Below are 25366 nucleotides of genomic sequence, written 5' to 3'. Positions count from 1 at the left end.
TGCTCTTCCTCCGTAATAGTGCCATTGTTAAGCCCGGCTGCTCATGATTTCTCCAACGATCTCCGCTTCGTTGAACGGAATCTCGGTCTTGCCTATCACTTGCGTCGTCTCGTGGCCCTTGCCGGCAATGAGAATGACGTCGCCTTTCCGGCTCATGGCGATCGCGTATTCGATCGCCTCGCGGCGATCGACGATGCCCCGGTACTCGCCGCCTGCCGAAGCGACAGCTTCGGAAACTTCAGCGATAATGGCATCGGGATCCTGATTTTTCGGATTGTCCGAAGTGACAACGCAGAAGTCCGCATATTGCGCCGCCACCTTGCCCATGGCCTCGCGCTTGCCGCTGCCATCCTTGCCGGGCGCGGCGTAGACGCCGAATACGAGAATCAGCCGTCCATCGGTAAAGGGTCGCAACGTCGTCAGCGCCTTCTCGAGACTATCCTCCGTATGAGCGAAATCGATCACGACCTTGATATCATCGTCCTGATAAGCCACCTCAAGCCGTCCCTTGATACGCTGCACGGCTCGAATACCCGCCGCAATCTGCCCCAGCCCGATGCCCTGGCAATAAGCGGCGGCAACAGCCGCGAGGCTGTTGTACACATAGATTAACCCCGGCAGATTGACGCGGATATCGACTCTTCCGACGGGTGTGTGCGCGACATAAGTTGTGTGGTCGGCTTCGTACTGTATGTTCGTGGCGTAGACGTCCGGCAAGGCAGTCTCATCGAACCCTGCGGACGGGATGTCCGGGACTACGCCGTACGTGAGCAATTGGGCCTTGTGATGGCGAACCTTGTCCGAGAGACGGCGTCCGTACTCGTCATCGATATTGACGACATTGTAGTCGCTCGTCAGGTCAAACAGCATGGCCTTGGCCTCGTAATATTCTTCCATCGTGCGGTGCAGCTCCAGATGATCCGGCGTCAGGTTCGTAAAGACGCCGATGCGGAAGCGGGAAGCCGCCGCCCGCTGCAGACTCAAGGCATGCGAGGATACCTCCATGACGCAGGTGTCTACGCCGGCATGCGCCATGTCCGAGAACATATGCTGCAGATGCAGTGATTCCGGCGTTGTTGGCGTCGTCGATTTCGTAGCCAGTGGCGTGTCGCCAATCATGGCGCCAATCGTACCGATTACGCCGACGGTGGCGCGCGCTTCTTCGAGAATCGACTTCAAGAAATACGTTGTGGACGTCTTTCCGTTCGTTCCCGTAATGCCGATCAAGCTGAGCTTCTCCGAAGGATTGTCGTAGAAACGCGCGGAAACGAGCGCCAGCGCCTGGCGAGTATCCGTCACCTTAACGACAACGATGGAGGAAGGCAGGCCGGACAGCTCGACCTCGCGCTCCACGAGGATGGCCGCAGCCCCGTTCTCGGCAGCTTTGGATATATAGCGATGGCCGTCGACGGTAAAGCCGGTTATCGCGACGAACAGCCCGGACTCGGCAACCTCGCGGGAATCGAAGGCTATCGACGTTACATTCGCGACGTCCGGCTCACCCTGCAGAGCGACATAGTCCAGCTCTTCTATTAAGGCACGAAGCAGCATGCGATCAGCCCCTTTACTTATTAGCTTATTGAAATAGCAGTCGAATCATGACATCTGCCAGTGTTACTTTGTCAACCTGATTCAAATATTTATGTAAGGTGTACATATGCTCATCAAGCCGAGAACGACCACAACACCTTGATCAGCTTGCAAGGCTTAATCATCGAGAAAGGAGATGAACGCAGTAATCTCTTCCTGTACTATATGAAGACATTTTACTGCAACAATTCTTAGATTACAATTGCGTCTGGAGGCCGTGAGCTGCGACGCAGGTCGAATAGGCCTTAAGTTCTAGTAAAAGGAAAAAAAGGAACCCATCTGTCGAATCATGCCTGAAAATTATTGCCATTCGTCGACAAGATTTTACAAACTCTTTGGTTGGGACAGAGTATAATGGTACTATTCCTCACGAAGTCTGCCAGATAAGGAGTGTGCCTCGAAGCGATTATGGATAAACAACATCTGCTAACTCAGTTGCAATCGCTAAGGCTCAAGCTTCATGAAATTGCCGAGGCGCGGGGGAGTTTGACAGACCCGGCGGTCCTTGCTATTAGCGAGGAAGCCGATCAGCTTATCGTCGCACTGCAGTATCTGCAGCGCGAAGAGGCCCAGCATTCGTCCGATCTAAGAGATATAAGAAAATAGATGCTTCTCAACGATTTCGTAACCTACGGAAAAACCGGGTAAGCAGCAAAGCGCATTCCGCTTGCAGGACGCCGCTTGTGAGCTCCGTTTCGTGATTGAAACGGGGCTCTTGTAGTAGGTTCATAAGCGTTCCGGCGCAGCCGGCCTTGGGATCGACCGTGCCGTAGACGACACGCTTTACGCGGGACTGGACAAGCGCTCCGGCGCACATGGGGCAAGGCTCCAGCGTGACATAGAGCGTGCAGTCCAGCAGCCGCCAGGCGCCAATGCGTTCGCATGCGTCGCGAATGGCGACCATCTCCGCATGGGCGGTCGGGTCATGCTTCGTCTCCCGGAGATTATGACCGCGTCCAATGATTTCATTATTGCGAACGATGACCGCGCCGATGGGCACCTCTCCGATGGCTTCCGCCTTCTCGGCTTCGGCGATCGCTTCCATCATCCATTCACGATCCTCTTGCTCTCTTCTCATAGTCAGTCTCCTATTCCTGCTGGAATGATCGTATATCCAACGAACAAATATTCCGGTGTTAACAGGCAGTGGATAATTTTGTGGATAACTAAATAATTATCAACAAAGTTGTGCACATTCCATCCACGATTGTGCATAACTATTGTGGGCAGTGTTAACGTAATGTGTATATCTGCTTAAAAATCAAGTTCAAAAGTTCGATGTCGAGTAAGCATCAGGGAATACTTCGTAATGGGAAGCGGACTTTTGAACAACCTGTAATGCAAGTCTCCCGGATCATCTTGCGAAGGGTGGGTCACGCCTTGTCGATCAAGTCCAAGTTGACGGTGGCAATCTCGTTCATGTTGGTGTCCGTCGTCATTCTGTACCATCTGGTCAGCGAATATACCATGGTAAAAGGCTTCGAGCAATTAATGAGTGCGTCCATACGCCAATCTTCCGAACAGGCCGGCCTTGCCGTCAGAGATTACGAGAACCGCGGCAATCCGCAAAATACAGCCGGCATCGATAGTTTGCTTCAGCCGGATGGGATATTTCTCCGGATCCTCGAAATCAATCCTTTCATTAAGGAAATTACGGTGTTCGGCAACGATTCCGGTCAGGTCAACTACGGTACGTATACATATATTGATGCTAACAACGATCCGTTCATCGCGCAAGCTCATCGGGACGAATCCTTACAATATACCACGTTCGATCACAACGGAGGATCTTATTATCGCAGCTTCCTGGCCAGCCCCGACGCGCGCGGGCTCGTGGTCAGCGTTGTCTACGACAAGTCCAGCATCGAGAGCATGCTTGGCTTGAAGAGGCATCATGCGCTTGTCTACACAGGCATATTCCTGCTATGTACGATGATATTGACCTATATTTTGATCGGCTTCATGATTCGCCCCCTCAAGGACATATTATGGAAGGTCAATGAAGTGTCGTCCGTCCGATTTCACAAGCCGATCCAGATCAAACGCAAGGATGAGTTCGGCCTGCTTGCGCTCAAGATTAATGCCATGTCGCAAAATCTCAGTATCTATATGGATAAGCTTCGAAAGGCTTTCGAAGAGAATCGGCGAATGAAAGAACATCTGGAGTCGTTCATTAATCATTCCAATGATGCTATTCATCTCATGGATCTGGAAGGCAAGGTGATTCAGATCAATCGGGCCTTCGAGCAGTTGTTCGGGTATGAAGAGTCCGAAGTGCTCGGCATGAGGTTCCCGACCGTGCCGGACACTCACCGCATGGAGAAGCGCCAGATGATCGGCTTGCTCCTGACCGGCAAGAAGCTGCCGGCCCAAGAGACTGTACGCATGACGAAGTCGGGCGAGATCATTCCCGTCAGCGTCATGGTATCGCCGATCCGCGACTCGGACGGGACGATCCGCGCCTTCGCAAGCATCTGCCGGGATATGCGCAGCCGGAACCGGATGGAGGAGCTGCTTAGACGGTCGGAGAAGCTGACGACGGTTGGTCAGCTGGCTGCCGGAGTCGCTCACGAAATTCGTAATCCGCTTACCACGCTGCGGGGCTTCCTGCAGCTGCAGCAGCAGAGCCAGAAGCTGTCTCTAAGCCATGTAAATCTGATGCTGTCGGAGCTGGACCGAATTAATCTGATCGTCGGAGAATTCCTTATACTGGCGAAGCCGCAAGCCACGAAGTTCGTGACGAAGGATATACGCAACGTCCTCAATGATGTGCTCGTATTTCTGGATAGCGAAGCCCATCTTCATAATATCGTTTTCCGGACCGTCATTACCGAGGAGGAGTGCCGAATCTCGTGCGAGGAGAACCAGCTCAAGCAAGTTTTTATCAATCTGCTAAAAAACGCGATTGAAGCTATGCCGGGGGGAGGCTCCGTCCATATCTCTATCCAGCGCAAGGGCGACCGAATCGCAATATCGATAACGGATGAAGGGGTAGGCATTCCGGAGGAGATGATCTCGAAGATCGGCGATCCGTTTTTCACGGCGAAGGAGACGGGCACGGGGCTTGGCATTATGGTGAGCCAGCGCATCATTACCAGCCATCAAGGTACGATGGATATTCAAAGTCAGGTAAATGTTGGCACCTCCGTAAAGGTGACGCTCCCGGCACTGAAGAAGGAGCCCCAAGAAGATCTTCCTGCTGCGCAGTAAGAGGGGCTTCTCGAGAGAGAGAGAAAAGGAGAGGGTCGGCAATGGGAAGAAGGGCCATTATAGCAGGGGCAACCGGCCTGGTTGGGGGAGAGCTGGTAAAGCTTCTGCTTGGGATGAGGGAATATGAGGGGATTACCGTGCTGGTGCGCAGGCGCATAAATGTTGCGCATCCCAGACTAACGCAGCTCGTGATCGACTACGAGAAGCTCGGAGAACTGCCGCCCGAGCTATTCGCGGAAACCGACGTCTATTGCGCGCTCGGCACAACCATGAAAAAGGCGGGTTCCAAGGAGAGGTTTGAGCGGGTGGATTATCATTATCCCATGGAGCTGGGGAAGCTCGCAAAGCGGGCAGGGGCAGCGAGTTACCTGCTCGTATCCTCGACTGGAGCAGACGCGAACTCCAAGTTTTTCTACACCAGGGTCAAAGGCAGATTGGAGCGGGATCTTCAGTCGCTGTCGCTGCGCTCGCTGCATCTCTTCCGCCCGTCGCTGATTCTGGGCGATAGAGGAGAGTTCCGGTTCGGGGAGAGCGTGGCAGCGAAATTATCGGCATGGATGCCGCTATTGTTCGCGGGCCCATTAGGCAAGTACAAGCCCGTACATGCGGAGGCAATCGCTGGAGCCATGGCGGCCGCAGCGCTGACGAAAGGGACGTTCGAAAGGATCATACCCTCTAACCGGATAGGATCGATGGCGTCTTTGTTGCGCAAATAAGAAAGTTAGTGTAGCATACGCTACAGCGAGGTGAGGCAGCAGTGAGAATCAATAAATTTATAAGCGAGACCGGCTTCTGCTCCCGCCGGGAGGCGGATAAGCTGGTGGAGTCCGGCAAGGTAACGATTAATGGCGTGACAGCCGTTCTCGGGAGCCAGGCAGAGCAGGGCGACGATGTTCGGGTTAACGGCAGGCAAATTGGCGAGCAGCGCCGCCACGTCTATATCGCGCTTAATAAGCCAGTCGGTATTACAAGCACGTCCGAGAGCCATATTAAAGGAAATATCGTCGATTTCGTGGGACATTCCGAACGGATCTTCCCGATCGGGAGGCTCGATAAGGATTCGGAAGGACTTATTTTGCTTACGAACGACGGCGATGTGGTTAATCCCATTCTACGTTCGGAAGGGAAACACGAGAAAGAATATATCGTGACGGTGGACAGGCCCATTACGGAAGCTTTCGTCAAGGGGATGTCTACAGGGGTTAAAGTGCTGGGGAGTCTGACGTTGCCCTGCAAAGTGACGCGCGTCGCGGAGCGTACATTCCGTATCGTGCTGACGGAGGGACGCAATCGGCAAATTCGGCGCATGTGCGAGGCACTCGGTTTCCATGTCCGCAGATTAAAGAGAGTGAGGATTATGAACATTCATCTCGGCGAGTTGGCTGTAGGCAAGTGGCGCGACCTGACCGAAGATGAGCGCAGGGAGCTGTTTGATCTGCTGCAATATGAGCCGCGGTAGGTGAAACGGTTGACGTCGTCCTCTGGCGGGGCAGCGCGTTTCAGGAAAAAAGAAGCTTTCGTCTCCGCATGTCGGCGAAGACGAAAGCTTCTTTGTGTTCGGATAAGCTCCCGGACTCTGTTCGATTAGTCTTACTGTGAGGCGTTGCCGCCCACGGACAAGTTTTGTGTACTCTGCGTATTGACATAGGTGTGCAGAATGGACACTTCGACTCGGCGATTCTTCGCCTTGTTCGCGACCGAGTTGTTCTCTGCAACAGGATGGTTTTCACCATATCCGGTGGCGCTGAACCGTTTTTCATCGAGCGCCTTGTTTTCAAGCATAACATCCAGGAAGCGGACCGCGCGCATAACGCTCAGATCCCAGTTCGAGCGGAATTGCGAATTGTGGATCGGCGTATCGTCCGTATGGCCGGCAACGATAACATCGTAATTCGGATATTGCGTCAGCATGGTCGCTATAGCCGCTGCAAGCTCCTTGGACTCGGGTTTGACGGTAGCTTGTGCCGGCGCGAATAAGGCGTTATCGCTGATGATGATGAGCAATTGAGACATGTTCATCTTCGTTTCCAGATCGGAGGTGAGGCCGTTCTTGTCGATATAGGCGTCGATCTTCTTTTTTAAATCGTCCAGCTCCGCCTGTTCCTTCTTAATCAGCTCTTCCAGGCTGGACTCGGATTGCTGCTCTTGTTGCTGCTGGCTTTCCGTTTGCTTGTCGTTATCCTTGTCGCCGCCCTGATTTTTTTTGGTCGTATCCTCGCCTTCTTTAACGATCGAGGGAAGGTCCAGAACGCCGCTGCCGTTGCTGAGCGCAATGCTAAACGCTTGGGACATCTCTTCGAACTTCTTTACATCAACGGAATTCATCGAATAGAGAACGATAAAGAGCGCAAGCAGCAAGGTGAGCAAGTCGGCATAAGGGATAAGCCAAGATTCATCTACGTGCTCCTCGTGATCGTCATGCTTCCTATGCTTTCTGCTCAACGGCCCCTTCCTCCTTCTCTTTCATCTTCAGCCGCTCCGTAGGCGTGAGGAATACGGAAAGCTTCTGGTGAATGGCGATCGTGGATACGCCGGACTGGATGGATAACAGTCCTTCCAGCATCATCAGTCTGATCTGGATCTCTTGTTTGGAGATCCGTTTAAGTTTATTGGCAATAGGATGCCACAGGACATAACCTGTAAAGATACCGAGCAAGGTTGCGATAAATGCGCCCGCGATCGCCTTTGCGAGCTTGTCCATGTCGCTCATCTCAGACAGAGCGGCAACGAGGCCGACGACCGCGCCGAGTACCCCGAGCGTGGGAGCGTAAGTGCCCGCCTGCGTAAAGATCAAAGCGCCGGCCTTATGGCGCTCTTCTGTAGCGGCGATATCCTCCAGGAGAACGTCGCGGACGAGATCCTGGTCATTGCCGTCAATAATCATGCGCATGCCGTTGCGCAGAAAGGCGTCCTCGATCTCGTCGACGCGAGCCTCGAGCGCGAGCAAACCTTCGCGGCGGGTGATGGAAGCCCACTCCATGAAACGGCTGATCAATTCCTCGCGGGAAGTGAGCTTCTGCTCGGAGAAGACAATCTTGAGCAGCTTGCCGACTTTTTTAAGTTCGGACATTGGGAAGGCGACCATGACGGAGGCAACGGTGCCAAGAATAATAATCATAAAGGCTGCGGGATTCATAAGCGACGTTAAGTGCGCGCCCTTAACCACCATCCCGCCCAGCACTGCGATTAGACCTAACACAAGACCGATAATTGTTGAGTTCTTCATCATACACCCCGTCCAGTATGTTCTATATTTGAGCCATCTACTTCTATTTATATCGTCAAAAGGGTATTCTGAAATTATAGTAATAAAGATCGAACCATAATTTTAAGGAGATGTGTGAACGATGGGTGTACGACACGCGCGCGAATATGCGGATATATTGAAGGAATTAACTCAAGCGGTGGGGGATATCGAGGGCAGCTACTCCTTCTTCGAGATGGAGCCGGAAGAGTGGGCGGCGCTGCCGACATCTGATCGGCATGAGGTTATGGAAGCGTTGGCGGACGACGTCTTCTTCGGACTTGGCGAAGAGCCCGTCATCAAGGTTGGACAGGGTGAAATTGTGTACAACAACAAGCATCATATTATAGAAGTGATGCAAGGAGATAATGTCATTCACATTATTCGCCTCATCTAATCTTTACAACGTTACAGCTCTCCATTAGAATAAAAGCAAATCACAATGGCATGATAGCTAACATGTACATTACATTGGAGAGAGCGACATGACTGGTTCTCATTCGGCGGGCTCGTTGCCGCCAAGTCTTCGACTGGACGGGGAAACGTTAGCAGCCTTCTATCAACCTATTATTGCGCTCGATACGAGAAGGATCGAAGGCTACGAGGTGCTTGGAAGAGCCGTTGGCGAAAAGGGCCCGAGAAGTCTGGGGCCCTTCTTCGGCGATGATGCTATCCCGATGGAGGATCATCTGCTTGTTGACCGACTGCTGAGAGAGCAGGCGATAGCCAAGCATGCATGCCAAGAAAATCCTCCGCTGCTTTTTCTGAACCTTAAGCCAGCCTGGATCTACCGGCAAGGAGAAAAGGGCGAGCTGTATACGTTGGATCTGATCGCCAAGCATCATGCCGATCCGGCTCGCATCGTGATCGAAATAACGGAGGAAAGTTTCCATGGCTCCATGGATGTGCTGCGGGAGGTGGTCGACCGTTATCGCGCGGCTGGTTGTCTGATCGCTATCGACGATGTCGGGAGCGGCTTTAGCAGCGCCGATCGTATCGCCCAGATTCAACCCAACCTGCTCAAGATCGATATGCATATCGTCAAACGAAGCGGGACGCACAATGGCTACTATGGGGTGCTTCGTTCGTTCTCCGAGCTTGCCGAGCAGATTGGCGCCTCTTTGCTGTTCGAGGGTGTGGAGACGAGAGAGGATCTGGAGCGCGCCATCCAATCCGGCGCCAGGTACGTACAAGGTTTCTTGTTCGCGCGGGCGGGAGCCGACTTTATCGGTCCGGCAAGCTTTGCCGCCGTCATCGAGAACGAGCTGGATCGCAATCTTAGGCAGCTCGCTCATACCGAGAGGTGGTGGCAGCAGCAGGCAGAACGTCTGGCGGAGCACCTGCAGGCGATTATGCTTGGAGCGGTACTGCCGGAGAAGGCCGACGACTGGCTGGAGTTGCTTATCCCGCATTTAAAATCCTCTTGCACCAAGGTATATCTATGCAACGAGGAAGGCATTCAGCTGTCCGCGAATTTCAGCAGGGGGGAAGACGGAGTCTGGAAGCGGGAAGAAGAGTACCGGTATGCGAATTGGAGTTGGAGGCCGTATTTTGTCCCTAACCTGGTTCAACTGGGGGAGAGCCGAAGGGCGATCGTATCCCGCTCGTATACGGATCTGGATTCCAGAGCATGGATTCGTTCGGTCTCGGTGCTCGTCCGTCCCGGTCTGATCCTGTTTGCAGACAGCAAGGATGAGGTTTGTCCGTGGGAAGCCTCTTAATGAGGTGGCCGTCAGATCTTGGAAGCTGCAAACGCGCGCTTAACGAGGCGCTTCGTACACCATGCAGTGGAACCACTCAGGCTCGCCGCCGCTGAAAGACGGGCGAAGATAGGTGTCGGTAATGCTGAAGCCGGCTTTCTCATAGGCGCGGATGGCCCGGACATTCCACACAAGCACTTCGAGGTCGATCTCGTTGCCCGGACATCGACGAAGAGCTTCCGCTGCAATGAGACCGACAACCGAAGAGCCCAACCCTTGGCCGCACAGGTCGGGATACAGTCCGAGGCCAAGTCTGGTCACGCTGCCCATGGGGAAGAATTGGGCATAGCCAATCAACCTTTGCCGTTCGTCGAGAATGGCTCCATATTGCTCTGCTCGCAGGACGGGATCACCGAATTCGATTCCGTCCTGTTGCATTTGATCCCAGGACGGCCAGTTGAAGCGCTCGTATGGTTCTTCGTACCTCCACGTACATAGCTGTTCCGCATGGGAGACTTCCAGTGGTCCGATAGTCAGCGCCGATAGATTTGGTTTATAATAACTAAGGTTAGGTTCGTGCTCTGCAGAATTCAACATAATTTGATTATATCAGATAGGCGCCACGGCGCGTGTATGTAGTAAGGAGAATCGGCAACGTGAAGAAGCTGCTATGGATCGGATGTTTATCTTATCTCGTTATTGGTATCGCCCACGTGGTGGGAGGCTCGGTATTAGAACAGTTGATTGCCTATTATGGCGTCTCTTACAAGGATGGCGGCCAGTGGATAATGAATCAATTTCTGGGGTTTATGGTCGGCGTTCTGCTAGCCCCTACTCTGACGGCGCGCATAGGGAAACGCGGCGCCGTATTGCTGGCCATGGGTTTGCTCACCCTTAGCGAAGCGGCGTACAGCTTGCTGCTGCCTTGGGGATGGATGCTCGCCATCGCTCCCATCGCGGGGGTCGGCTTCGGGATGACGGAGGCAATCGTAGGAGCGGCCATCATCGACCTGGTAAAGGGAAAGGCGTCGGCCATGAGCCGTCTCGAAACGTTCTTCGGAATCGGGGCGCTCATCATACCGGTGACTGTGGCCTTCCTTATTCAAGAGCATATCTGGCAGCTGTCATTCCCGATTCTGTCCGCCATGGCGGGGATTACCTTCGTTTTATGGTTGACGATGTCCTTCGGCGAGCTGGACAGTCAGCTTGGGCTGGCGGCAAGGCCGGCAACGTCAGGTGCAAGGGAGCGTGCAGCTTCGAGCCATGCTGATGCCAAGGCGGAAACAAGTGTGGGCGCCGACGGCGGGGGTTCGCCGGAAGACGCAACCATGTCCAAACCTTCGGGAGGCGTCTTGCTGGGTTATTCGGGTCGACTGTTGCCTTTCCTGATTCTCTGCGCGCTGTTCTTCCTGATGTACGTGGGGATGGAGATGAGTTTCTCCAACTACCTTCCGTCCATACTCATCACCCGTACGGAGATGGGAGAAGCCGGCGCGGCTGCTTCACTTAGCTTGTTCTGGGGAACGATCGTACTGGGCAGGCTGTTCGCGGGAGTGATTGCGGAGAAGGTCGGCTATGGAAGGTACCTGACGATATCTACGCTGGGGGCCGCGATCGTATTCCTGCTAATGACGATTACGACCAGTTTGAATTGGATGCTGCTATTGATTGCGCTTGGCGGACTGTTTTTCTCCGGCGTGTTCGGCATCGCATTGGTGTACGCCAACAGCTTGCTGCCGGGTATGACGGAGCGAACGACTAGTCTAATGGTAGCATTTGGAGGTATCGGCGGCGCCTTGTTTCCGAGAATGACGGGCTGGCTGATGGATCGCTTCGAAGTGGAATATACGCTTGTTTATCTTGCCGTTCTGGTTGTCATTATGCTCGTCCTGCTTGGAGTGATCCTTCATCAAGGGCGTAGATTGGCGGGTCACGTGGAGCGGCTGCGGTCGTAAGCGACGGATTGCACAATGAGAAAAGCAAACGACTGTCGAACAAAAGAACAGCCTCCCCGTTGCCGGGGAGGCTGTTGCCTTGTCCATTATTTGGCTGCGACTGCGTAAGTCTCGAATTGCTTGGCATCCATGACGCTGCGCGCCGTTACAAAACGGGACTTATAATAGGAACTGTTAAGTTCGTCGATGATAACTCCGCGGCTTGTAGAAGCATGGGCAAACTTGCCGCCGCCTACGTAGATGCCTGCGTGCGTGATTTCACCGTTTACCTTGCCGCTTGTGTCGAAGAAGACAAGATCGCCTGGCTGCAGATCAGCTTTAGCGACTTTGGTTCCGACTGTTGCTTGGTCCACCGATCTACGAGGAAGATCAACGCCCATCTTCTTGAATACGTAGCTGGTAAATCCGGAGCAGTCAAAACCTTTTGTGGTGGTCCCGCCGTAAGAATATGGCGTGCCAATTACATCATCAATGATGCTGTCCATCTCTGAGCTTGCGAAAGCGCTTCCTGCCTGGAAAGCCAGCAGAAGCACAAGCCCTAGTAAAACAGAGCTAATCTTCTTCTTCAACTTATGGTTCTCCTTCCGGTGCCGACGAGGTTAGCTGTGGGGTTCGGTTGAAGGTTCCCTATGACTTCTCAGGCGCTGTAGAACACCAGACGTCGAAGTCAATTCACCCAGAGTGGTTCCCCCGTTTCCCGATTGGGAATTAGGCAATGTCATCCAAAGTTATTTTCTAAGGATTATAATAATGGCAAAATGTAGATTCGTGTTGAATATGAGAAGATATTAATATTAGATTCATAAATAATCCGTTTCAAATTCAAAAACCATGGGTAGAAGGCGCTTCCAAAGCGTGTAATTTAGCTAAATTTTGTGTATCATAAGGAGATACAATGAATCGGCTGTCGTTGTTGAAAGCGGCGAGGCGCGATAAGGCGAAGGGTGTTGTCCCGTGTCGGACAATCCTCTATAAACAACGTTAGAATCGACGTGAAGGCCTGGGGATTGCCAGACATTCCCCGGATGGGCGCACGAGTGGAAAAGGGGTAGGTCGCAAGTGGAAAACACAATGGAGAACAAGTCATCATCCTCCAATTTCATCAAAAATATTGTCGTGGAAGATTTAAAGAGCGGCCGCGTGCAAGAGGTCGTTACGCGCTTCCCGCCGGAGCCGAACGGCTATCTGCATATCGGACATGCGAAGTCGATCTGTCTGAACTTCGAGCTCGCGGATGAGTTCAAAGGAAAGACGAATCTGCGCTTCGATGATACGAATCCCGTCAAGGAGGACACGGAGTACGTTGAGGCCATCCAGGAGGACGTGCGCTGGCTGGGCTTCGATTGGGATGAGCTGCGTTTCGCCTCGGACTACTTCGAAGAGTTATATAATCGAGCGGTGCTTCTTATTAAGAAAGGAAAGGCCTACGTCTGCGACTTGACGGCGGACGAGATGCGCGAGATGAGAGGGACGCTTACGGAGCCGGGCAAGGAAAGTCCTGGCCGAAATCGCAGCGTGGAGGAAAATCTGGATCTGTTCGCGCGGATGCGCGCGGGAGAATTCAAGGATGGCGAGCGCGTCCTGCGGGCGAAGATCGACATGGGTTCGCCAAATATCACGATGCGCGATCCCGTTCTCTATCGGATCTCCCATTCGCATCATCACCGGACAGGCGACGCTTGGTGCATCTATCCCATGTACGATTACGCCCACCCGCTCAGCGACGCGATCGAAGGGATTTCCCATTCCGTTTGTACGCTGGAGTTCGAGGACCATCGTCCGCTATACGACTGGGCGATCGCGGAATGCGAGATGGAGAGCACTCCCCGCCAGTACGAATTCGCGCGGCTAAACATCACCAACACGGTGATGAGCAAACGTTATTTGAAGCAGCTCGTAGACGAGGGCGTTGTAGACGGCTGGGACGACCCGAGGATGCCGACGATCAGCGGCATGCGCCGCCGCGGCTACACGCCGGAGGCGATTCGCGCATTCTGCCGCGAGATCGGCGTTGCCAAAAGCAACAGCGTCGTGGACGAGCGGAATCTGGAGCACTTCATCCGCGAGGACCTGAAGCTGAAGGCGCTTCGGACGATGGCGGTGCTGCGGCCGCTTAAGGTCGTCATCACCAACTATCCGGAAGGACAGACGGAGCTGCTGGAAGCGGAGAACAATGCGGAGAACGAAGAAATGGGCATCCGCCAAATTCCGTTCTCGCGCGAAATTTATATCGAACGCGACGACTTTATGGAGAATCCGCCGAGCAAGTATTTCCGCTTGTTCCCTGGCAACGAGGTGAGGTTGAAGCATGCTTACTTCATTACTTGCCAAGAGGCCGTGAAGGACGAGAACGGCGAAGTCGTAGAGCTTCGCTGCACGTACGATCCGAAGACGAAAAGCGGGAGCGGATTTAGCGAGCGCAAGGTGAAGGGGACGATCCATTGGGTTGAAGCGTCGCAGGCGGTACCGGCGGACTTCCGTTTATACGAGCCGCTTATTTTGGACGAGGCGTCGCAAGGGTCCGATAAGTCGTTCCTGGAACGCATCAATCCGAATTCGCTGCAAGTCGAGCAAGGTTACGTAGAGCCGAACATGAAGGACGCTGTCGGAGGCGACAAGTTCCAGTTTTTCCGCCACGGCTACTTCAGCGTCGACTCCAAGGATTCGGGCGGCGGCAAGCTGGCCTTTAATCGAATCGTGTCGCTCAAGAGCTCGTTCGACCCGACCAAGGCTTAGGGAGCGGGAGGGCCTGAGATCGGCGAGAGTGCGAGGGTGAGATCGGCGAGAGAGCGGGGGCCAGAGATCAGCGGGCTGGAGTGCCAGAGGACAGCGAGAGTGCGGGTGCCAGAGATCGGCGGGCTGGAGTGCCAGAGGACAGCGAGAGTGCGGGTGCCAGGGAGCGGCGAGAGCTGGAGGGCCAAAGATCCAGCGAGATCGGGTCCCTCGCAAGCCTCGCCCAGACTGATGAGTTCGCTCGATCTGGGGGATTAGCTCGATCTTGCGATCTTACGGATGTGTTTGGCTCCGTGGAGCGCCGAACCGGTCCAGCCTCACGGCTTGGCCGGCTTTTTTGGAATGGCGACAGTATTCAGGTAGCGGGCAAAATGAATGGAGCAAGTTGGCAGGCGGTAGGGATTTAGCAGACAAGTGTGGGCTAACGGACATGCGAGACGTTATTCGAGCAAAAACGGGTATGGAGCGATTCTAAGGGACATAGAAGACGCTATATGGCCCCGAACGAGCCAGTTGGCTGTTATTAACCAGTTATAGCGTCGCTGGTGTCCGATAGAATTCGGAAATGCGCTGAAATGGGCAAATAGCGTCGTTGTTGTCTGTTAGAATTGGAGTAACCGTGGGTTGTATGTGAGAGCGTAACGGTTGGTGAAGGAGCGCAAAGAGGAACACCGACAAAATGGGCAAAAAGCGTCGAAGATGTTCGTAAGAAGTTGAGTAACTAGGCGCGAGGGGGCGGGACAATGACGGTAACCGAATTTGGGACTAACCCGCCAAACCCACCGGCCCCACCGGGCATACCGAACCTGTCAAACCCACCGGTCCCACCGGGCATACTGAACCTGTCGAACCCACCGGCCCCACCGGACCCACCGGACCTACTGAACCCACCAAACCCACCGGTCCTACCGGACCTGTCGAACCCGCTACAAGCGCGGCTTATTCCGATCTGCCACGGGGTGATCCTGGCTGGAGGGCGAAGCTCGCGCATGGGGCGGGACAAGGCATTGCTGCCCGTGGGAGGACGACCGCTGCTGGCGCGACTTATCGGCGAGCTGCGAGAGGCGGTGACGGGCGAGATCGTTGTGGCGGTTAGCTCGCCGGAGCGGGAAGCCGCCTATCGGAGCTTGCTCGGCCCGTTGCCCGGCGGAGTCGCATTCGTCCTCGACCGGCAGCAGGACGCGGGGCCGGTTGCAGGTCTCGCGGCGGGACTGGCTGCGCTGCCGGATGGCTATGCGTATGCGACCGCCTGCGATACGCCGGAGCTGTCGCGACAATGGCTCGTGCGATTGCTGCACGAAGCGATGGCGAACGGCGCCCCGGCAGTCGCAGCCCAAGGCGAGCCGCTGCACGCGCTGTACCACACGGGGCTTGCGCGGCTCGCGGAGCGGGCGTTAGCCGACGGCGATTACCGTCTGATCTCTTTGCTGCGCCGCGCCGGAGCCGTCGAGCTGACACTGACCGAGCAGGAGAAGGCGGCATACGGACTCTATAATCTGAATACGCCGGAGCAATACGAGACGTATTTGGCGAACAAGCCTCATAAGATAGAAGAATGAGTGAGTACACTAAATAAGATAAGCGGGACGACGATGGCCGCAACAGACAGCAAGAGCAGCTGGAGCAATCGGCAGAGGATGACGGAAGGCAGGGACATCGGAGATGACTGACATCAATCAGACGTATGAAATAAGGGACGCAGCCGAGCGGGATTTGGATTGCATCGTGGAGATATACAATTCTACTATTGCGGGTCGGGTCGTGACCGCGGATCTCGAGCCGGTATCGGTAGAGAGCAAACGAGCCTGGTTCAATGCCCATTCGCCGGAGGAAAGACCCATCTGGGTTGTTCGCAGGCGGGAAGACGGCGAAATCGCGGCTTGGCTGAGCTTCCAATCGTTCTATGGCAGAGCCGCTTACCAGGCGACGGCGGAGATCAGCATCTATATTGCGGAGGAATATCGTTCGCAGGGACTGGGCTCCTACCTGATCGAAAAGGCGATAGAGGCATGTCCGCGGCTGGGTCTGACGACGCTTGTCGGCTTCATCTTCGGTCATAATGGGCCGAGTCTGGCATTGCTTGAGAAGTTTGGATTCCAGCGTTGGGGCTTGCTGCCGAGAGTGGCTGTGTTGGACGGCGTGGAGCGGGATTTGGTCATTGCGGGTCTTCGAGTAACGTAACTTCACGCAATACTCAGCTCCCTTCCAGCAAGGGGCGGTTAGGGGGTGGCGGTGGTCAAGCTGTTTCGGAACGCCTACAGTAAGAACATCTTTTTTAACGGCTTCTTGTTGATTTGCGCATTGGTCTATGCCGCTATTATGTTATACTTGCTATTCTATCGGAATCGCTATTTCTACACCGGTTATGCGTACAATTTGGTGCCGTTCGATACGATAGAGCGATATATCGTGCACCGGGACCACTTCAACTTCGACACCTGGTTCAAAAATTTATTCGGAAACGTCGTCCTCTTCATCCCCATCGGTATGTTCCTGCCGTTGTTTAACAAGCGGTTCAGGTCCGGCTTCCGGATGGTGGCGGCTTGCGTGACGATAATTACATGCGTGGAGCTGGCGCAGATGTTGCTTCGCGTTGGCAGCTTCGATATTGACGACATACTGCTGAACACGGCGGGCGCCTGGATCGGTCTGATGCTGGCGCGGCCGTTCATGACAGAAGGGAGATTGAACAAGTGAGCAAGTTCTGGAGTCCGCTTGCAGCTTCGCTCGTGCCATACGTGCCCGGTGAGCAGCCCAAGGACAAGACCTATGTAAAGCTGAATACCAACGAAAATCCGTACCCGCCTTCCCCTGCCGCGCTGAAAGCGATGGAAGACGCGGTTAATTACGACCTGCGTCTATACCCCGATCCTACCTGCGACGAGCTCGTTCGGGCAGCAGCGAATTATTACGGTTTGTCGCCTGAGCAGACCTTCGTCGGCAATGGCTCGGACGAAGTGCTGGCGTTTGCGTTCGCGGCGTTCTTCGATCCCGCGAAGCCTCTGCTGTTCCCGGATATTACATACAGCTTCTACAAGGTGTATGCCAAGCTGTACGGACTGTCGCCCAAGCTGATTCCATTGGACGAGGATTTCAATATCCCCATGGATCAGTTCCAGGGCGAACACGGCGGCATCATCATGCCGAATCCCAACGCGCCGACGGCGCAGCTCATTCCGCTGTCCGAGATTCGCTCCTTGCTGGAGCGCAATCCTGACAACGTCGTCATCATCGACGAAGCATATATCGACTTCGGCGGAGAATCAGCGGTAACCCTGGTGCCGCAATTCCCGAATCTGCTCGTCGTGCAGACGTTGTCGAAGTCTCGTTCGCTAGCGGGACTTCGCGTCGGCTTTGCATTCGGCTCGGAGGAGTTGATCGACGGTCTTAATCGGATTAAAAACTCGTTCAACTCCTACACAATGGATCGAGTCGCTCTTCGCGGCGCGGTAGCCTCGCTTGCGGACGAAGCTTACTTCCGCGAAACGACGGATAAGGTGGTTGCGACCCGTGAGCGCGTAGCTCGGCAAGTGAAGGAGCTTGGTTTCCGTTCGACGGACTCCAAGGCGAACTTCCTGTTCATCGAGCATCCTGCTATTCCGGCAAGCGAGCTGTTCGCGGAACTTCGGGAGCGGGGCGTGCTGGTGCGCTACTTCAATTCCCCGCGCATCGACAACTACTTGCGTGTCAGCATCGGCACCGACGAGGAGATGAATACGTTCGTCGGGGCTCTGAGGGAGATCGTGGAGTAGCGGAAAAACGGTCCGCGGCGATGGCGCGGAACAGAGCCAATTCATAAATAATCGCCAAACAAAACAACAGCCATGACAGGCGCCCGGATGGGACGGGGCCTGGCATGGCTGTTGTTTTTGGTTAGTGGCGGGCGCCTGCGGCGCATGATCGCCGGAGAGTCGGAAGTCTCCGGCGAAGTCTGCCGCGCGCGAGGCGCCCGCATTGCGAGCCAGCTCTCCCGTGCTCCGACGGGCTTAATGGCGGGGGCTATCAAGCGGTCGCGGTGAAGCCGTCTGAGGAGGACGGCCTCCGTCCGGCTCGCGGATGGATAATTGTGCAGATGTGCTCAAACAAACTGTTGCAACGTGTCTAGTGGTGCGGAATTGCTCAAACAAACTGTTGCTACGTGCTTAGTGGCGCGGAATTGCTCAAACAAACTGCTGAAATGTGTCTGGTGGTGCGGAAGTGCCTAAAGTTACTCTTGTTACCTACTGCCAATTGTGCATTTATGCTCAAATTAATGTCTGTAACCTGCTCAATCTGCTGGAATTGTTCAAATATACACAAATGTGGAGCCTGATAAGGTTGAATCGGCCTTTCTGAGACTCGATTTGTACATATTTGATCAATTTGGCTTTCGGCGGCCATTTCTCGTCGAGTAATTATGTATATATGCACAATTACTCTCGAAGCATCCCTCCCCCCCTCAAAGCACCCCTGCAGCATCCCTCAATATACAACCGCCTCGCCTCGGAAACGTACCGTCGGACTGCCGAGCGGCCAGGTTCAGCCGCCGCTACTGAGCCATCGTCGAATCCTCGACGCGGGCACGGCCGCCCTGGGCAATCCATGTCCGCTTCCAGCTGCCTTGCACCAAGGCGATAAGCGCGATGCAAGCCAAGGCAATAACGCTGAGGATAAGGAAGCCGGATGTGTAGGAGCCCGTCGTCAGCTTCAGGTTGCCCAGAATCTTCGGCAGGAAGAATCCGCCTACGCCGCCTGCCGCGCCGACGATGCCCGTCACGATGCCGATCTCCTTCTGGAATCGTTGCGGCACCAGCTGGAAAACGGCGCCATTCCCCATGCCGAGCGCCATCATCGCTATGAACAGCAGGATGATCATCGCGGTGAGAGGGGGCAGCGACGAGACGCTGGCCAGCATGATGCCGACGACGCCGTAGAGAACGAACAGCATGCGCACGCCGCCGAAGCGGTCGGACAACCATCCGCCGATGGGACGGAAGAAGCTGCCCGCGATGACGCACACGGTCGTGAAGTCAGCTGCGCGGATCGGGTCCAGGCCGTATTGCGTGTTGAAGAAGATCGTCAAGTAATTCGACAAGCCGACGAATCCGCCGAAAGTAACGCTGTACATGATGCAGAACATCCATGCGTCGCGCTGCTTCAGAATCGCGCCGTAGTCGCGGAGCTTCTTGGGAGCGGGCTGATCTGGGCTGTCCTTGGCGATAATGCTGAACACGATGAACACGATCACGATCGGGATCAGCGCCAGGCCGAATACCGCCTGCCAGCTGCCGTAATGCTCCGCGATCCGGTTGGCGAACAAGGTGGCGAATACCGTGCCGCTGTTGCCTGCGCCGGCGATACCCATTGCCAGTCCCTGATATTGCGGCGGGTACCACCGGCTGGCCAGCGGCAGAGCTACGGCGAAGGATGCGCCCGCGACGCCGAGCAGCATAGCGACGACGTACAGCTCGGATAACGAGCTTACGAATTGCCAGCCGTAGACGAGAGGGATCATCGTGATGATCATGCCGAGCTGTCCCGAACGCTTCTGCCCGATGCGATCAGCCAGGTAGCCGAAAACAAGCCTGAGGATGGAGCCGCCGAGAATCGGCAGGGCGACCAGATTGGCTTTTTGCGCCGCGTTCATCTCGTAGTCGCCCATGATAATGACGGACAACGGCCCAAGGAGGACCCAGATCATAAAGCTGACATCGAAATACAGAAACGAGCTGAACAAGGAAGGGCTGTGGCCGCTCTTAAGAAATCCGTTACGTTGAATCATCGTGAAGCATCTCCTCTCCAATATAGGACGATCTGTAAACATCAAAAGCCGCACACAATCCCGAAGGACTGTTGTGCGGCTTCATTGCCATGGCGGCACGACATTGTGCTCGCTCGATATGATTAAGGGGAGTTCCCTTCCGTGACGGGACCTCATCATTGAAGTTCGTCATGAAGGCTCGCTTGCATACCTGCATTATAGATTGAGGGTTACATTTATGTCAATATACCTTACATAAAAAAATTATCCATGGATGAGTTGATATACTTTCACGATATTGGCGGCAACTTCACCGACCCTCTTCCGTTCATTCATAGCTTGCTTGCGCAGGAAATCGTAGGCCTCGTTCTCCGAGATGCCTTTGATCTCGCTAAGAACCGCCTTGGCTTGATCGATCCACTTGCGTTCCTCCAAGCGGAGCGACAGGCTCTCTTTCTCTTCTGCCCAGCGCTTGCGCTGCTTCCAGCCGTGGATGCCGAAGCTCAGCGCATAACCCATCTCGGTAGGGCGCATGGTGGGGAACAGCAGGCCGTCAAGCGCAAATCCCCAGTCTTCCTGCTCCGGCTTCGCGTCTTTGTCCAGGAAGCTGTTCAGCCAAAAAATCGGCAGTTTCCTGGTTCCGGTCAACGCGTGCTGCAGCTTCAGCATCTCCGGAGCAGGCGCGTGGATGACGGCAACGTCGGCGATCATGACAAGTCCAAGCGCGTCGGCCTCGCTTTTGACGCAATGCAGCTTTTTGCAGTTCCGGCGGAGATTGTCCGTTGCCGTGTCTGCCCCGGTTGTTCTTGGCTCGATGAACAGAATGATTTTCAGCATGTTTGACTCCACCTCTTATCGTCCGATTCGTCGATCTTGGGAAATTTGTAAGTAAATATAACACAGCGCTTGATCTCTGTCGATGGTAGGAATGGGCTGTTTGAGGACCTGTTAGTGAAAAACGAGACGAATTCGGTTGCTTTATCACATAAACTAGGTGGAAATGCGGCTTTATCGGGAAAATGCAATCCATATTTGGTGAAAACAGCCGCTTGTAATCGCGCTCGCTCGTCGTGGCAGTGCTGCCTTCAAAAAATCTTAATGTTAGATTATGTTTCTTGGATGCTAAAATCAACACTTTAGCCTAAAATGTGTTAGGTATATTGACATAAACGTTGAAAGGCAGGTATACTTGCAATAATTATTCCAAGTCGGCACAACGGCGTGTCGCATCCTGGTTGGCAAAGAGGCCTACTTCCTTCATGCATGGCGCATGTCGGGGGTAGGCTTTTCATGTTTTACGAACGCAGGAGGGGACCACGATGAAGAAACTGGTGATGGTTGGCAACGGCATGGCGGGCGTATCCTTTATCGAACAACTGCTTAAGCTTAATCCCAACAGATACGAGATTACGATTATCGGCGCCGAGCCGCATCCGAACTACAATCGGATCATGTTATCATCCGTGCTTGCCGGCGATGCCGACATGAAAGATATTGTATTAAACGACTGGAGCTGGTACGAGGACAACGGCATTAAGCTCCATACCGGACACACGGTGACGAACATGGATGCGGAAGCTCGCAAGGTCGAGACCGACGGAGGTCTCGTCATCCCTTACGACGAGCTGGTGCTGGCGACGGGGTCGCTGCCGTATATGCTGCCGCTCCCGGGAGCGGATAAGGAAGGCGTCATCGCCTTCCGGGACATGAAGGACTGCGAGACGATGATCGAGACGGCCAAAGCTTACCGCAAAGCGGTCGTGATCGGCGGCGGCTTGCTGGGGTTGGAGGCCGCGCGCGGCTTGCTGAATCTGAACATGGAGGTTAGCGTCGTTCACGTCACGTCTTACCTGATGAACCGGCAGCTGGATGCGACCGCGTCCGTCATGCTCCGAGAGGAGCTGGAACGCCAGGGTATGCATTTCCTTCTGAACAAGCAGTCGGAGCGGATTACCGGGGGCGATCGCGTATCCGGGCTGAAGTTCAAGGACGGTATGGAGGCGGAAGCCGACCTGATCGTCATGGCGGTAGGCATCGTGCCGAACGCGGAGCTTGCGAAGCGCAGCGGAATCAGCGTGGGCCGAGGCATTCTGGTCGATGACTATATGGGCACGAACGTGCCGAACATTTATGCCGTAGGCGAATGCGCCGAGCATCGTGGCATCTCCTATGGGTTGGTGGCTCCGCTCTACGAGCAGGGAGCCGTGCTGGCCAAGCGGCTGGCGGGCGTCGATAGCGACGGCTACCACGGAACGGTGCTGTCCGCGAAGCTGAAGGTTTCGGGCGTCAACGTATTCTCCGCCGGCATCTTCCTGGACGAACCGGGTACGAAGGCTCTTCGGGTTCAGGACGATCTGGACGGCATCTATAAGAAGGTCGTTTTCAAGGACGGCAAAATCATCGGTACCGTGCTCTTCGGCGACACGACGGACAGCTCGCGCATTTTCTCCTACATTAGAAGCGGCGAAGATTTCTCCGGCAGGGAGAAGGAAGTTCTGTTCGGCGCGGCGGGCGGCGGGAAAGGAACAAGCAATACGGATCTGGTGTCGGCCATGAGCGGCGACGAGATCGTCTGCGGCTGCAACGGCGTAGCGAAGGATACCGTCGTGGAGGCGATAACGGAGAAGGGCTGCGTCAGTATCGGCGAGATTAAGGCGTGTACCAAGGCATCCGGCTCCTGCGGGGGCTGCAAGCCTTTAATCGAAGCGATTCTGGAAGCGACGGTCGGGGCGGACAATGTCACCGCGGCCAAGGAAGGCATATGCGGCTGCACGACCCGCTCTCGGGAAGAGGTAGTGGAAGCCATTAAGAGCATGCGGATGACGACGACCAAGGAAGTCATGCATGTGCTGGGCTGGCATAACCCGGAAGGCTGCACGAAGTGCCGCCCCGCAATCAATTATTATCTCGGCATGATCTGGCCGGAGGATCACGAGGATGAGCCGGAATCGCGGTTCGTCAACGAACGGAACCATGCCAACATTCAGAAGGACGGCACCTTCTCCGTAGTGCCCCGCATCTATGGCGGCGTAACGACGCCGAAGGATCTGAAGCGCATTGCGGACGTGGCGCAGAAGTATGACGTGCCTCTGGTGAAAATCACGGGCGGTCAACGGATCGACTTGCTGGGCGTGAAAAAAGAAGACCTGCCGAGTATGTGGAAGGATCTCGACATGCCATCGGGTTATGCCTACGGCAAGGCGCTGCGTACGGTAAAAACCTGCGTGGGCAATACGTTCTGCCGCTTCGGCACGCAGGATGCCATCCAGATGGGCATCGACCTCGAGAAGAAGTTCGAGAGGCTGAGCACGCCGCATAAGGTAAAGCTTGCCGTGTCGGGATGCCCGCGGAACTGCGCGGAAGCGACGATCAAGGATCTTGGCGTCGTTGCCATCGACGGCGGATGGGAGCTCTACGTAGCCGGCAACGGCGGCACGAGAGTGCGCGCGGCGGATCTGCTCGTAAAGGTGAAGACGGAGCAAGAGGTCATGGATTGGACGGCTGCGTATCTTCAATATTACCGCGAGACGGCGGACTGGGGAGAGCGGACGAGCGAATGGTCGATCCGGATCGGCCTGGATACGATCAAGGCGGCGCTGGCGACCAAGGGAAAACGGGATGCTCTTATTTCGCGGATCGACAAGGCGCTCAGCCTGATGCAGGAAGATCCATGGAAACAAATTATCGAGAATGACGGTTTGCGCAAAGCGTTCGACGCGCTTACCGGACCGACTAGCCCCGAAGCTGCTGCGGCCGGCGAGTCCAAATGAGAGAATAGGCAGGGGGAATAAAACCATGACGGAACTGATTGTCGCCCATGTGTCGGAATTTCAGGAACGCAGAAGCCGCGTGTTGAAGCTGGAAGGGGTCGAGATCGCCGTGTTCAAGCTGTCGGACGGCAGCCTGAAGGCCATCGAGAATAGCTGCCCGCACAAGCAGGGGAAGCTGTCGGAAGGAATGGTATGCGATCATCACGTCTACTGTCCGCTGCATGATTGGAAGATCGATCTGAACGATGGCAAGGTACAGGCGCCGGACGACGGCTGCGTGACGGCATTCCCGATCCGTATCGACGAGCTTGGCAACGTGCATCTGTCCGTTAACCTGTCGAATATGCGAGCTTCATAAGAACGCGGATGGAAGGGAGGGCTGGAGATGGGAACAGCTCGGATGGAAGGCGTCACGGTCGCGGTCACGGGACCGCGCAAGGCGGAGGAGATCGGGCGCATGATCGCCAAGTTCGGAGGCGAGACGGTCGTGCGACCGGCGCAAGGAACGGTATTTCTGGATGACAGCATGATCGAGAAGCAGCTGAGGGATTTGATACGGCAGCCCGCGGATTGGCTGCTTCTGACAACGGGGGTCGGGACGGAGGCGCTTCTGCAGACGTCGGAGCGGCTAGGGCTGACGGCCCCCTTTCTGGAAGCGCTCGGCAAAATGAAAGTAGGGGCACGCGGCTACAAAACGGTCAACGTGCTGCGGAAGCTCGGCATAACGCCCGTCATCCGCGATAACGACGGAACGACGGCCGGCATGCTGGCGGAAATGGGCGATGCCGATCTGCGTGGCAAACGCGTCGTTCTCCAGCTGTACGGCGATCCAGCGCCCAAGATTACCGGCAAGCTGCGCGAACGCGGCGCCGTCTGCGAGGAACTGCTGCCGTATCGGCATGTCCCGCCGGAAGGCGACTCCGTCGAGGTACTCATCGACGAGGTGCTTCGGGGAGCCGTACAGGCGGTTGCTTTTACAAGCACGGTGCAGGTTCGTTGCGTAATGAACGTCGCTGCGGCCCTTGGCAAGCGGGAAGCGCTGCTTCGGGCATTCGGCGATGGCGTGCTGGCGGTAGCCGTGGGTAAGGTGACGGCCGAGGCGCTGACGGAAGAAGGCGTGGAGCGGGTGCTCTATCCGGAGGAGGAGCGGATGGGCAGCATGGTCGTAGCGATCTCCAAGTATTACGGCAGCCGATCGGCGATAAGCGGCGAGGAATGCGGGAAGGACAAGGAAGACGAGGAAGGCAAGAGGGGCGAAGCGGACGAGGAAGGCAGGTACGGCAAGAAGGGCAAGAATGGCGAGGAAAGCAAGGAAGGCAAGGAGGGCGAGAAGAGCGAGGCGGATGAGTTTGCCGCCGTTGCCGGTATTGCCGGCGATTGCGCGGCCTCGGGTATGAAGTTGTGAAGGGAGATGGCAATGACGG

At 55.2% G+C, this 25366-nt stretch carries 23 protein-coding genes and 1 riboswitch; of the genes, 15 read left to right on the top strand and 8 right to left on the bottom strand.

What is annotated here, in order from left to right:
- Positions 1–27: 27 nt before the first annotated feature.
- A complete protein-coding gene (locus tag B1748_RS21410) occupies positions 28–1551 on the bottom strand; it encodes a UDP-N-acetylmuramoyl-L-alanyl-D-glutamate--2,6-diaminopimelate ligase (RefSeq protein ID WP_087569979.1) in 1524 nt (507 codons plus the stop codon).
- A gap of 447 nt (positions 1552–1998) precedes the next feature.
- On the opposite strand from B1748_RS21410, the gene B1748_RS21405 reads away from it, so the two are divergent.
- A complete protein-coding gene (locus B1748_RS21405; protein WP_087569978.1) occupies positions 1999–2196 on the top strand; it encodes an aspartyl-phosphate phosphatase Spo0E family protein in 198 nt (65 codons plus the stop codon).
- 7 nt (positions 2197–2203) lie between these two features.
- Here the strand turns inward: B1748_RS21405 and tadA are convergent, their stop codons facing one another.
- Positions 2204–2668 (bottom strand): tRNA adenosine(34) deaminase TadA, encoded by a 465-nt coding sequence (gene tadA / locus B1748_RS21400; RefSeq protein ID WP_087569977.1) that lies wholly within the window; start codon positions 2666–2668, stop codon positions 2204–2206.
- Positions 2669–2970: 302 nt separating this feature from the next.
- Here tadA and B1748_RS21395 point away from each other — a divergent pair, with 302 nt between their 5' ends.
- The 3 genes from B1748_RS21395 to rluF are packed head-to-tail and all read left to right on the top strand — an operon-like array spanning position 2971 to position 6259.
- On the top strand, positions 2971–4800 hold the full coding sequence (locus B1748_RS21395) for a PAS domain S-box protein (RefSeq protein ID WP_256975817.1): 1830 nt from the start codon (positions 2971–2973) through the stop codon (positions 4798–4800).
- 41 nt (positions 4801–4841) lie between these two features.
- Positions 4842–5516 (top strand): Rossmann-fold NAD(P)-binding domain-containing protein, encoded by a 675-nt coding sequence (locus tag B1748_RS21390; protein WP_179215726.1) that lies wholly within the window; start codon positions 4842–4844, stop codon positions 5514–5516.
- Between the two features lie 41 nt (positions 5517–5557).
- Positions 5558–6259 (top strand): 23S rRNA pseudouridine(2604) synthase RluF, encoded by a 702-nt coding sequence (gene rluF / locus B1748_RS21385; RefSeq protein WP_087569976.1) that lies wholly within the window; start codon positions 5558–5560, stop codon positions 6257–6259.
- Between the two features lie 131 nt (positions 6260–6390).
- Here the strand turns inward: rluF and B1748_RS21380 are convergent, their stop codons facing one another.
- Together B1748_RS21380 and motA are read right to left on the bottom strand one after the other, a co-directional pair.
- Complete coding sequence (locus tag B1748_RS21380) at positions 6391–7242, bottom strand: flagellar motor protein MotB (protein WP_087569975.1); 852 nt, start codon at positions 7240–7242, stop codon at positions 6391–6393.
- Positions 7226–8026, bottom strand: coding sequence for a flagellar motor stator protein MotA (gene motA, locus B1748_RS21375; RefSeq protein WP_087569974.1), 801 nt, complete (start codon positions 8024–8026; stop codon positions 7226–7228). The genes B1748_RS21380 and motA overlap by 17 nt, the downstream gene beginning before the upstream one ends.
- A 121-nt stretch (positions 8027–8147) precedes the next feature.
- Here motA and B1748_RS21370 point away from each other — a divergent pair, with 121 nt between their 5' ends.
- Positions 8148–8441 (top strand): hypothetical protein, encoded by a 294-nt coding sequence (locus B1748_RS21370; protein WP_087569973.1) that lies wholly within the window; start codon positions 8148–8150, stop codon positions 8439–8441.
- 88 nt (positions 8442–8529) lie between these two features.
- On the top strand, positions 8530–9765 hold the full coding sequence (locus B1748_RS21365; protein ID WP_087569972.1) for an EAL domain-containing protein: 1236 nt from the start codon (positions 8530–8532) through the stop codon (positions 9763–9765).
- A gap of 39 nt (positions 9766–9804) precedes the next feature.
- Here B1748_RS21365 and B1748_RS21360 read toward each other — a convergent pair whose 3' ends face one another.
- Positions 9805–10341, bottom strand: a complete 537-nt coding sequence (locus B1748_RS21360) for a GNAT family N-acetyltransferase (protein ID WP_087569971.1) — start codon at positions 10339–10341, stop codon at positions 9805–9807.
- Between the two features lie 59 nt (positions 10342–10400).
- On the opposite strand from B1748_RS21360, the gene B1748_RS21355 reads away from it, so the two are divergent.
- A complete protein-coding gene (locus B1748_RS21355) occupies positions 10401–11699 on the top strand; it encodes an MFS transporter (RefSeq protein ID WP_087569970.1) in 1299 nt (432 codons plus the stop codon).
- 86 nt (positions 11700–11785) lie between these two features.
- On the opposite strand, the gene B1748_RS21350 is transcribed toward B1748_RS21355, so the two are convergent.
- Complete coding sequence (locus B1748_RS21350; protein ID WP_087569969.1) at positions 11786–12268, bottom strand: C40 family peptidase; 483 nt, start codon at positions 12266–12268, stop codon at positions 11786–11788.
- 4 nt (positions 12269–12272) lie between these two features.
- Positions 12273–12424: riboswitch (cyclic di-AMP (ydaO/yuaA leader) on the bottom strand.
- Between the two features lie 346 nt (positions 12425–12770).
- On the opposite strand from B1748_RS21350, the gene B1748_RS21345 reads away from it, so the two are divergent.
- The 5 genes from B1748_RS21345 (at position 12771) to hisC (ending at position 18184) form a co-directional block, all read left to right on the top strand.
- Positions 12771–14435, top strand: a complete 1665-nt coding sequence (locus tag B1748_RS21345; RefSeq protein ID WP_087569968.1) for a glutamine--tRNA ligase/YqeY domain fusion protein — start codon at positions 12771–12773, stop codon at positions 14433–14435.
- A gap of 740 nt (positions 14436–15175) precedes the next feature.
- On the top strand, positions 15176–15991 hold the full coding sequence (gene mobA, locus B1748_RS21330) for a molybdenum cofactor guanylyltransferase (RefSeq protein WP_306299337.1): 816 nt from the start codon (positions 15176–15178) through the stop codon (positions 15989–15991).
- A gap of 103 nt (positions 15992–16094) precedes the next feature.
- Positions 16095–16613 carry a GNAT family N-acetyltransferase gene (locus tag B1748_RS21325; protein WP_179215725.1) on the top strand — a complete coding sequence of 173 codons (519 nt, stop codon included), beginning with the start codon at positions 16095–16097 and terminating at the stop codon, positions 16611–16613.
- Between the two features lie 51 nt (positions 16614–16664).
- Complete coding sequence (locus B1748_RS21320; RefSeq protein ID WP_087569964.1) at positions 16665–17129, top strand: VanZ family protein; 465 nt, start codon at positions 16665–16667, stop codon at positions 17127–17129.
- On the top strand, positions 17126–18184 hold the full coding sequence (hisC, locus tag B1748_RS21315) for a histidinol-phosphate transaminase (protein ID WP_087569963.1): 1059 nt from the start codon (positions 17126–17128) through the stop codon (positions 18182–18184). Before B1748_RS21320 ends, hisC begins: the two co-directional genes overlap by 4 nt.
- A gap of 776 nt (positions 18185–18960) precedes the next feature.
- On the opposite strand, the gene B1748_RS21310 is transcribed toward hisC, so the two are convergent.
- A complete protein-coding gene (locus B1748_RS21310) occupies positions 18961–20193 on the bottom strand; it encodes a nitrate/nitrite transporter (RefSeq protein WP_179215724.1) in 1233 nt (410 codons plus the stop codon).
- 243 nt (positions 20194–20436) lie between these two features.
- A complete protein-coding gene (locus tag B1748_RS21305; protein WP_256975815.1) occupies positions 20437–21009 on the bottom strand; it encodes an ANTAR domain-containing response regulator in 573 nt (190 codons plus the stop codon).
- 482 nt (positions 21010–21491) lie between these two features.
- Here B1748_RS21305 and nirB point away from each other — a divergent pair, with 482 nt between their 5' ends.
- The 3 genes from nirB to B1748_RS21290 are packed head-to-tail and all read left to right on the top strand — an operon-like array spanning position 21492 to position 25347.
- Positions 21492–23942, top strand: coding sequence for a nitrite reductase large subunit NirB (gene nirB, locus B1748_RS21300; protein ID WP_087569962.1), 2451 nt, complete (start codon positions 21492–21494; stop codon positions 23940–23942).
- Positions 23943–23967: 25 nt separating this feature from the next.
- A complete protein-coding gene (gene nirD, locus B1748_RS21295; RefSeq protein WP_087569961.1) occupies positions 23968–24300 on the top strand; it encodes a nitrite reductase small subunit NirD in 333 nt (110 codons plus the stop codon).
- Positions 24301–24327: 27 nt separating this feature from the next.
- Entirely contained in the window at positions 24328–25347 is a 1020-nt protein-coding gene (locus B1748_RS21290; protein ID WP_087569960.1) for a uroporphyrinogen-III synthase, read from the top strand.
- The last annotated feature ends 19 nt before the right edge of the window (positions 25348–25366 follow it).

Source organism: Paenibacillus sp. MY03, from assembly GCF_002165585.1.
Classification (GTDB): Bacteria; Bacillota; Bacilli; order Paenibacillales; family Paenibacillaceae; genus Pristimantibacillus; species Pristimantibacillus agaridevorans.
The sequence above is the reverse complement of the archived record's forward strand: the minus strand, read 5'-3'. Positions and strand labels throughout refer to the sequence as shown.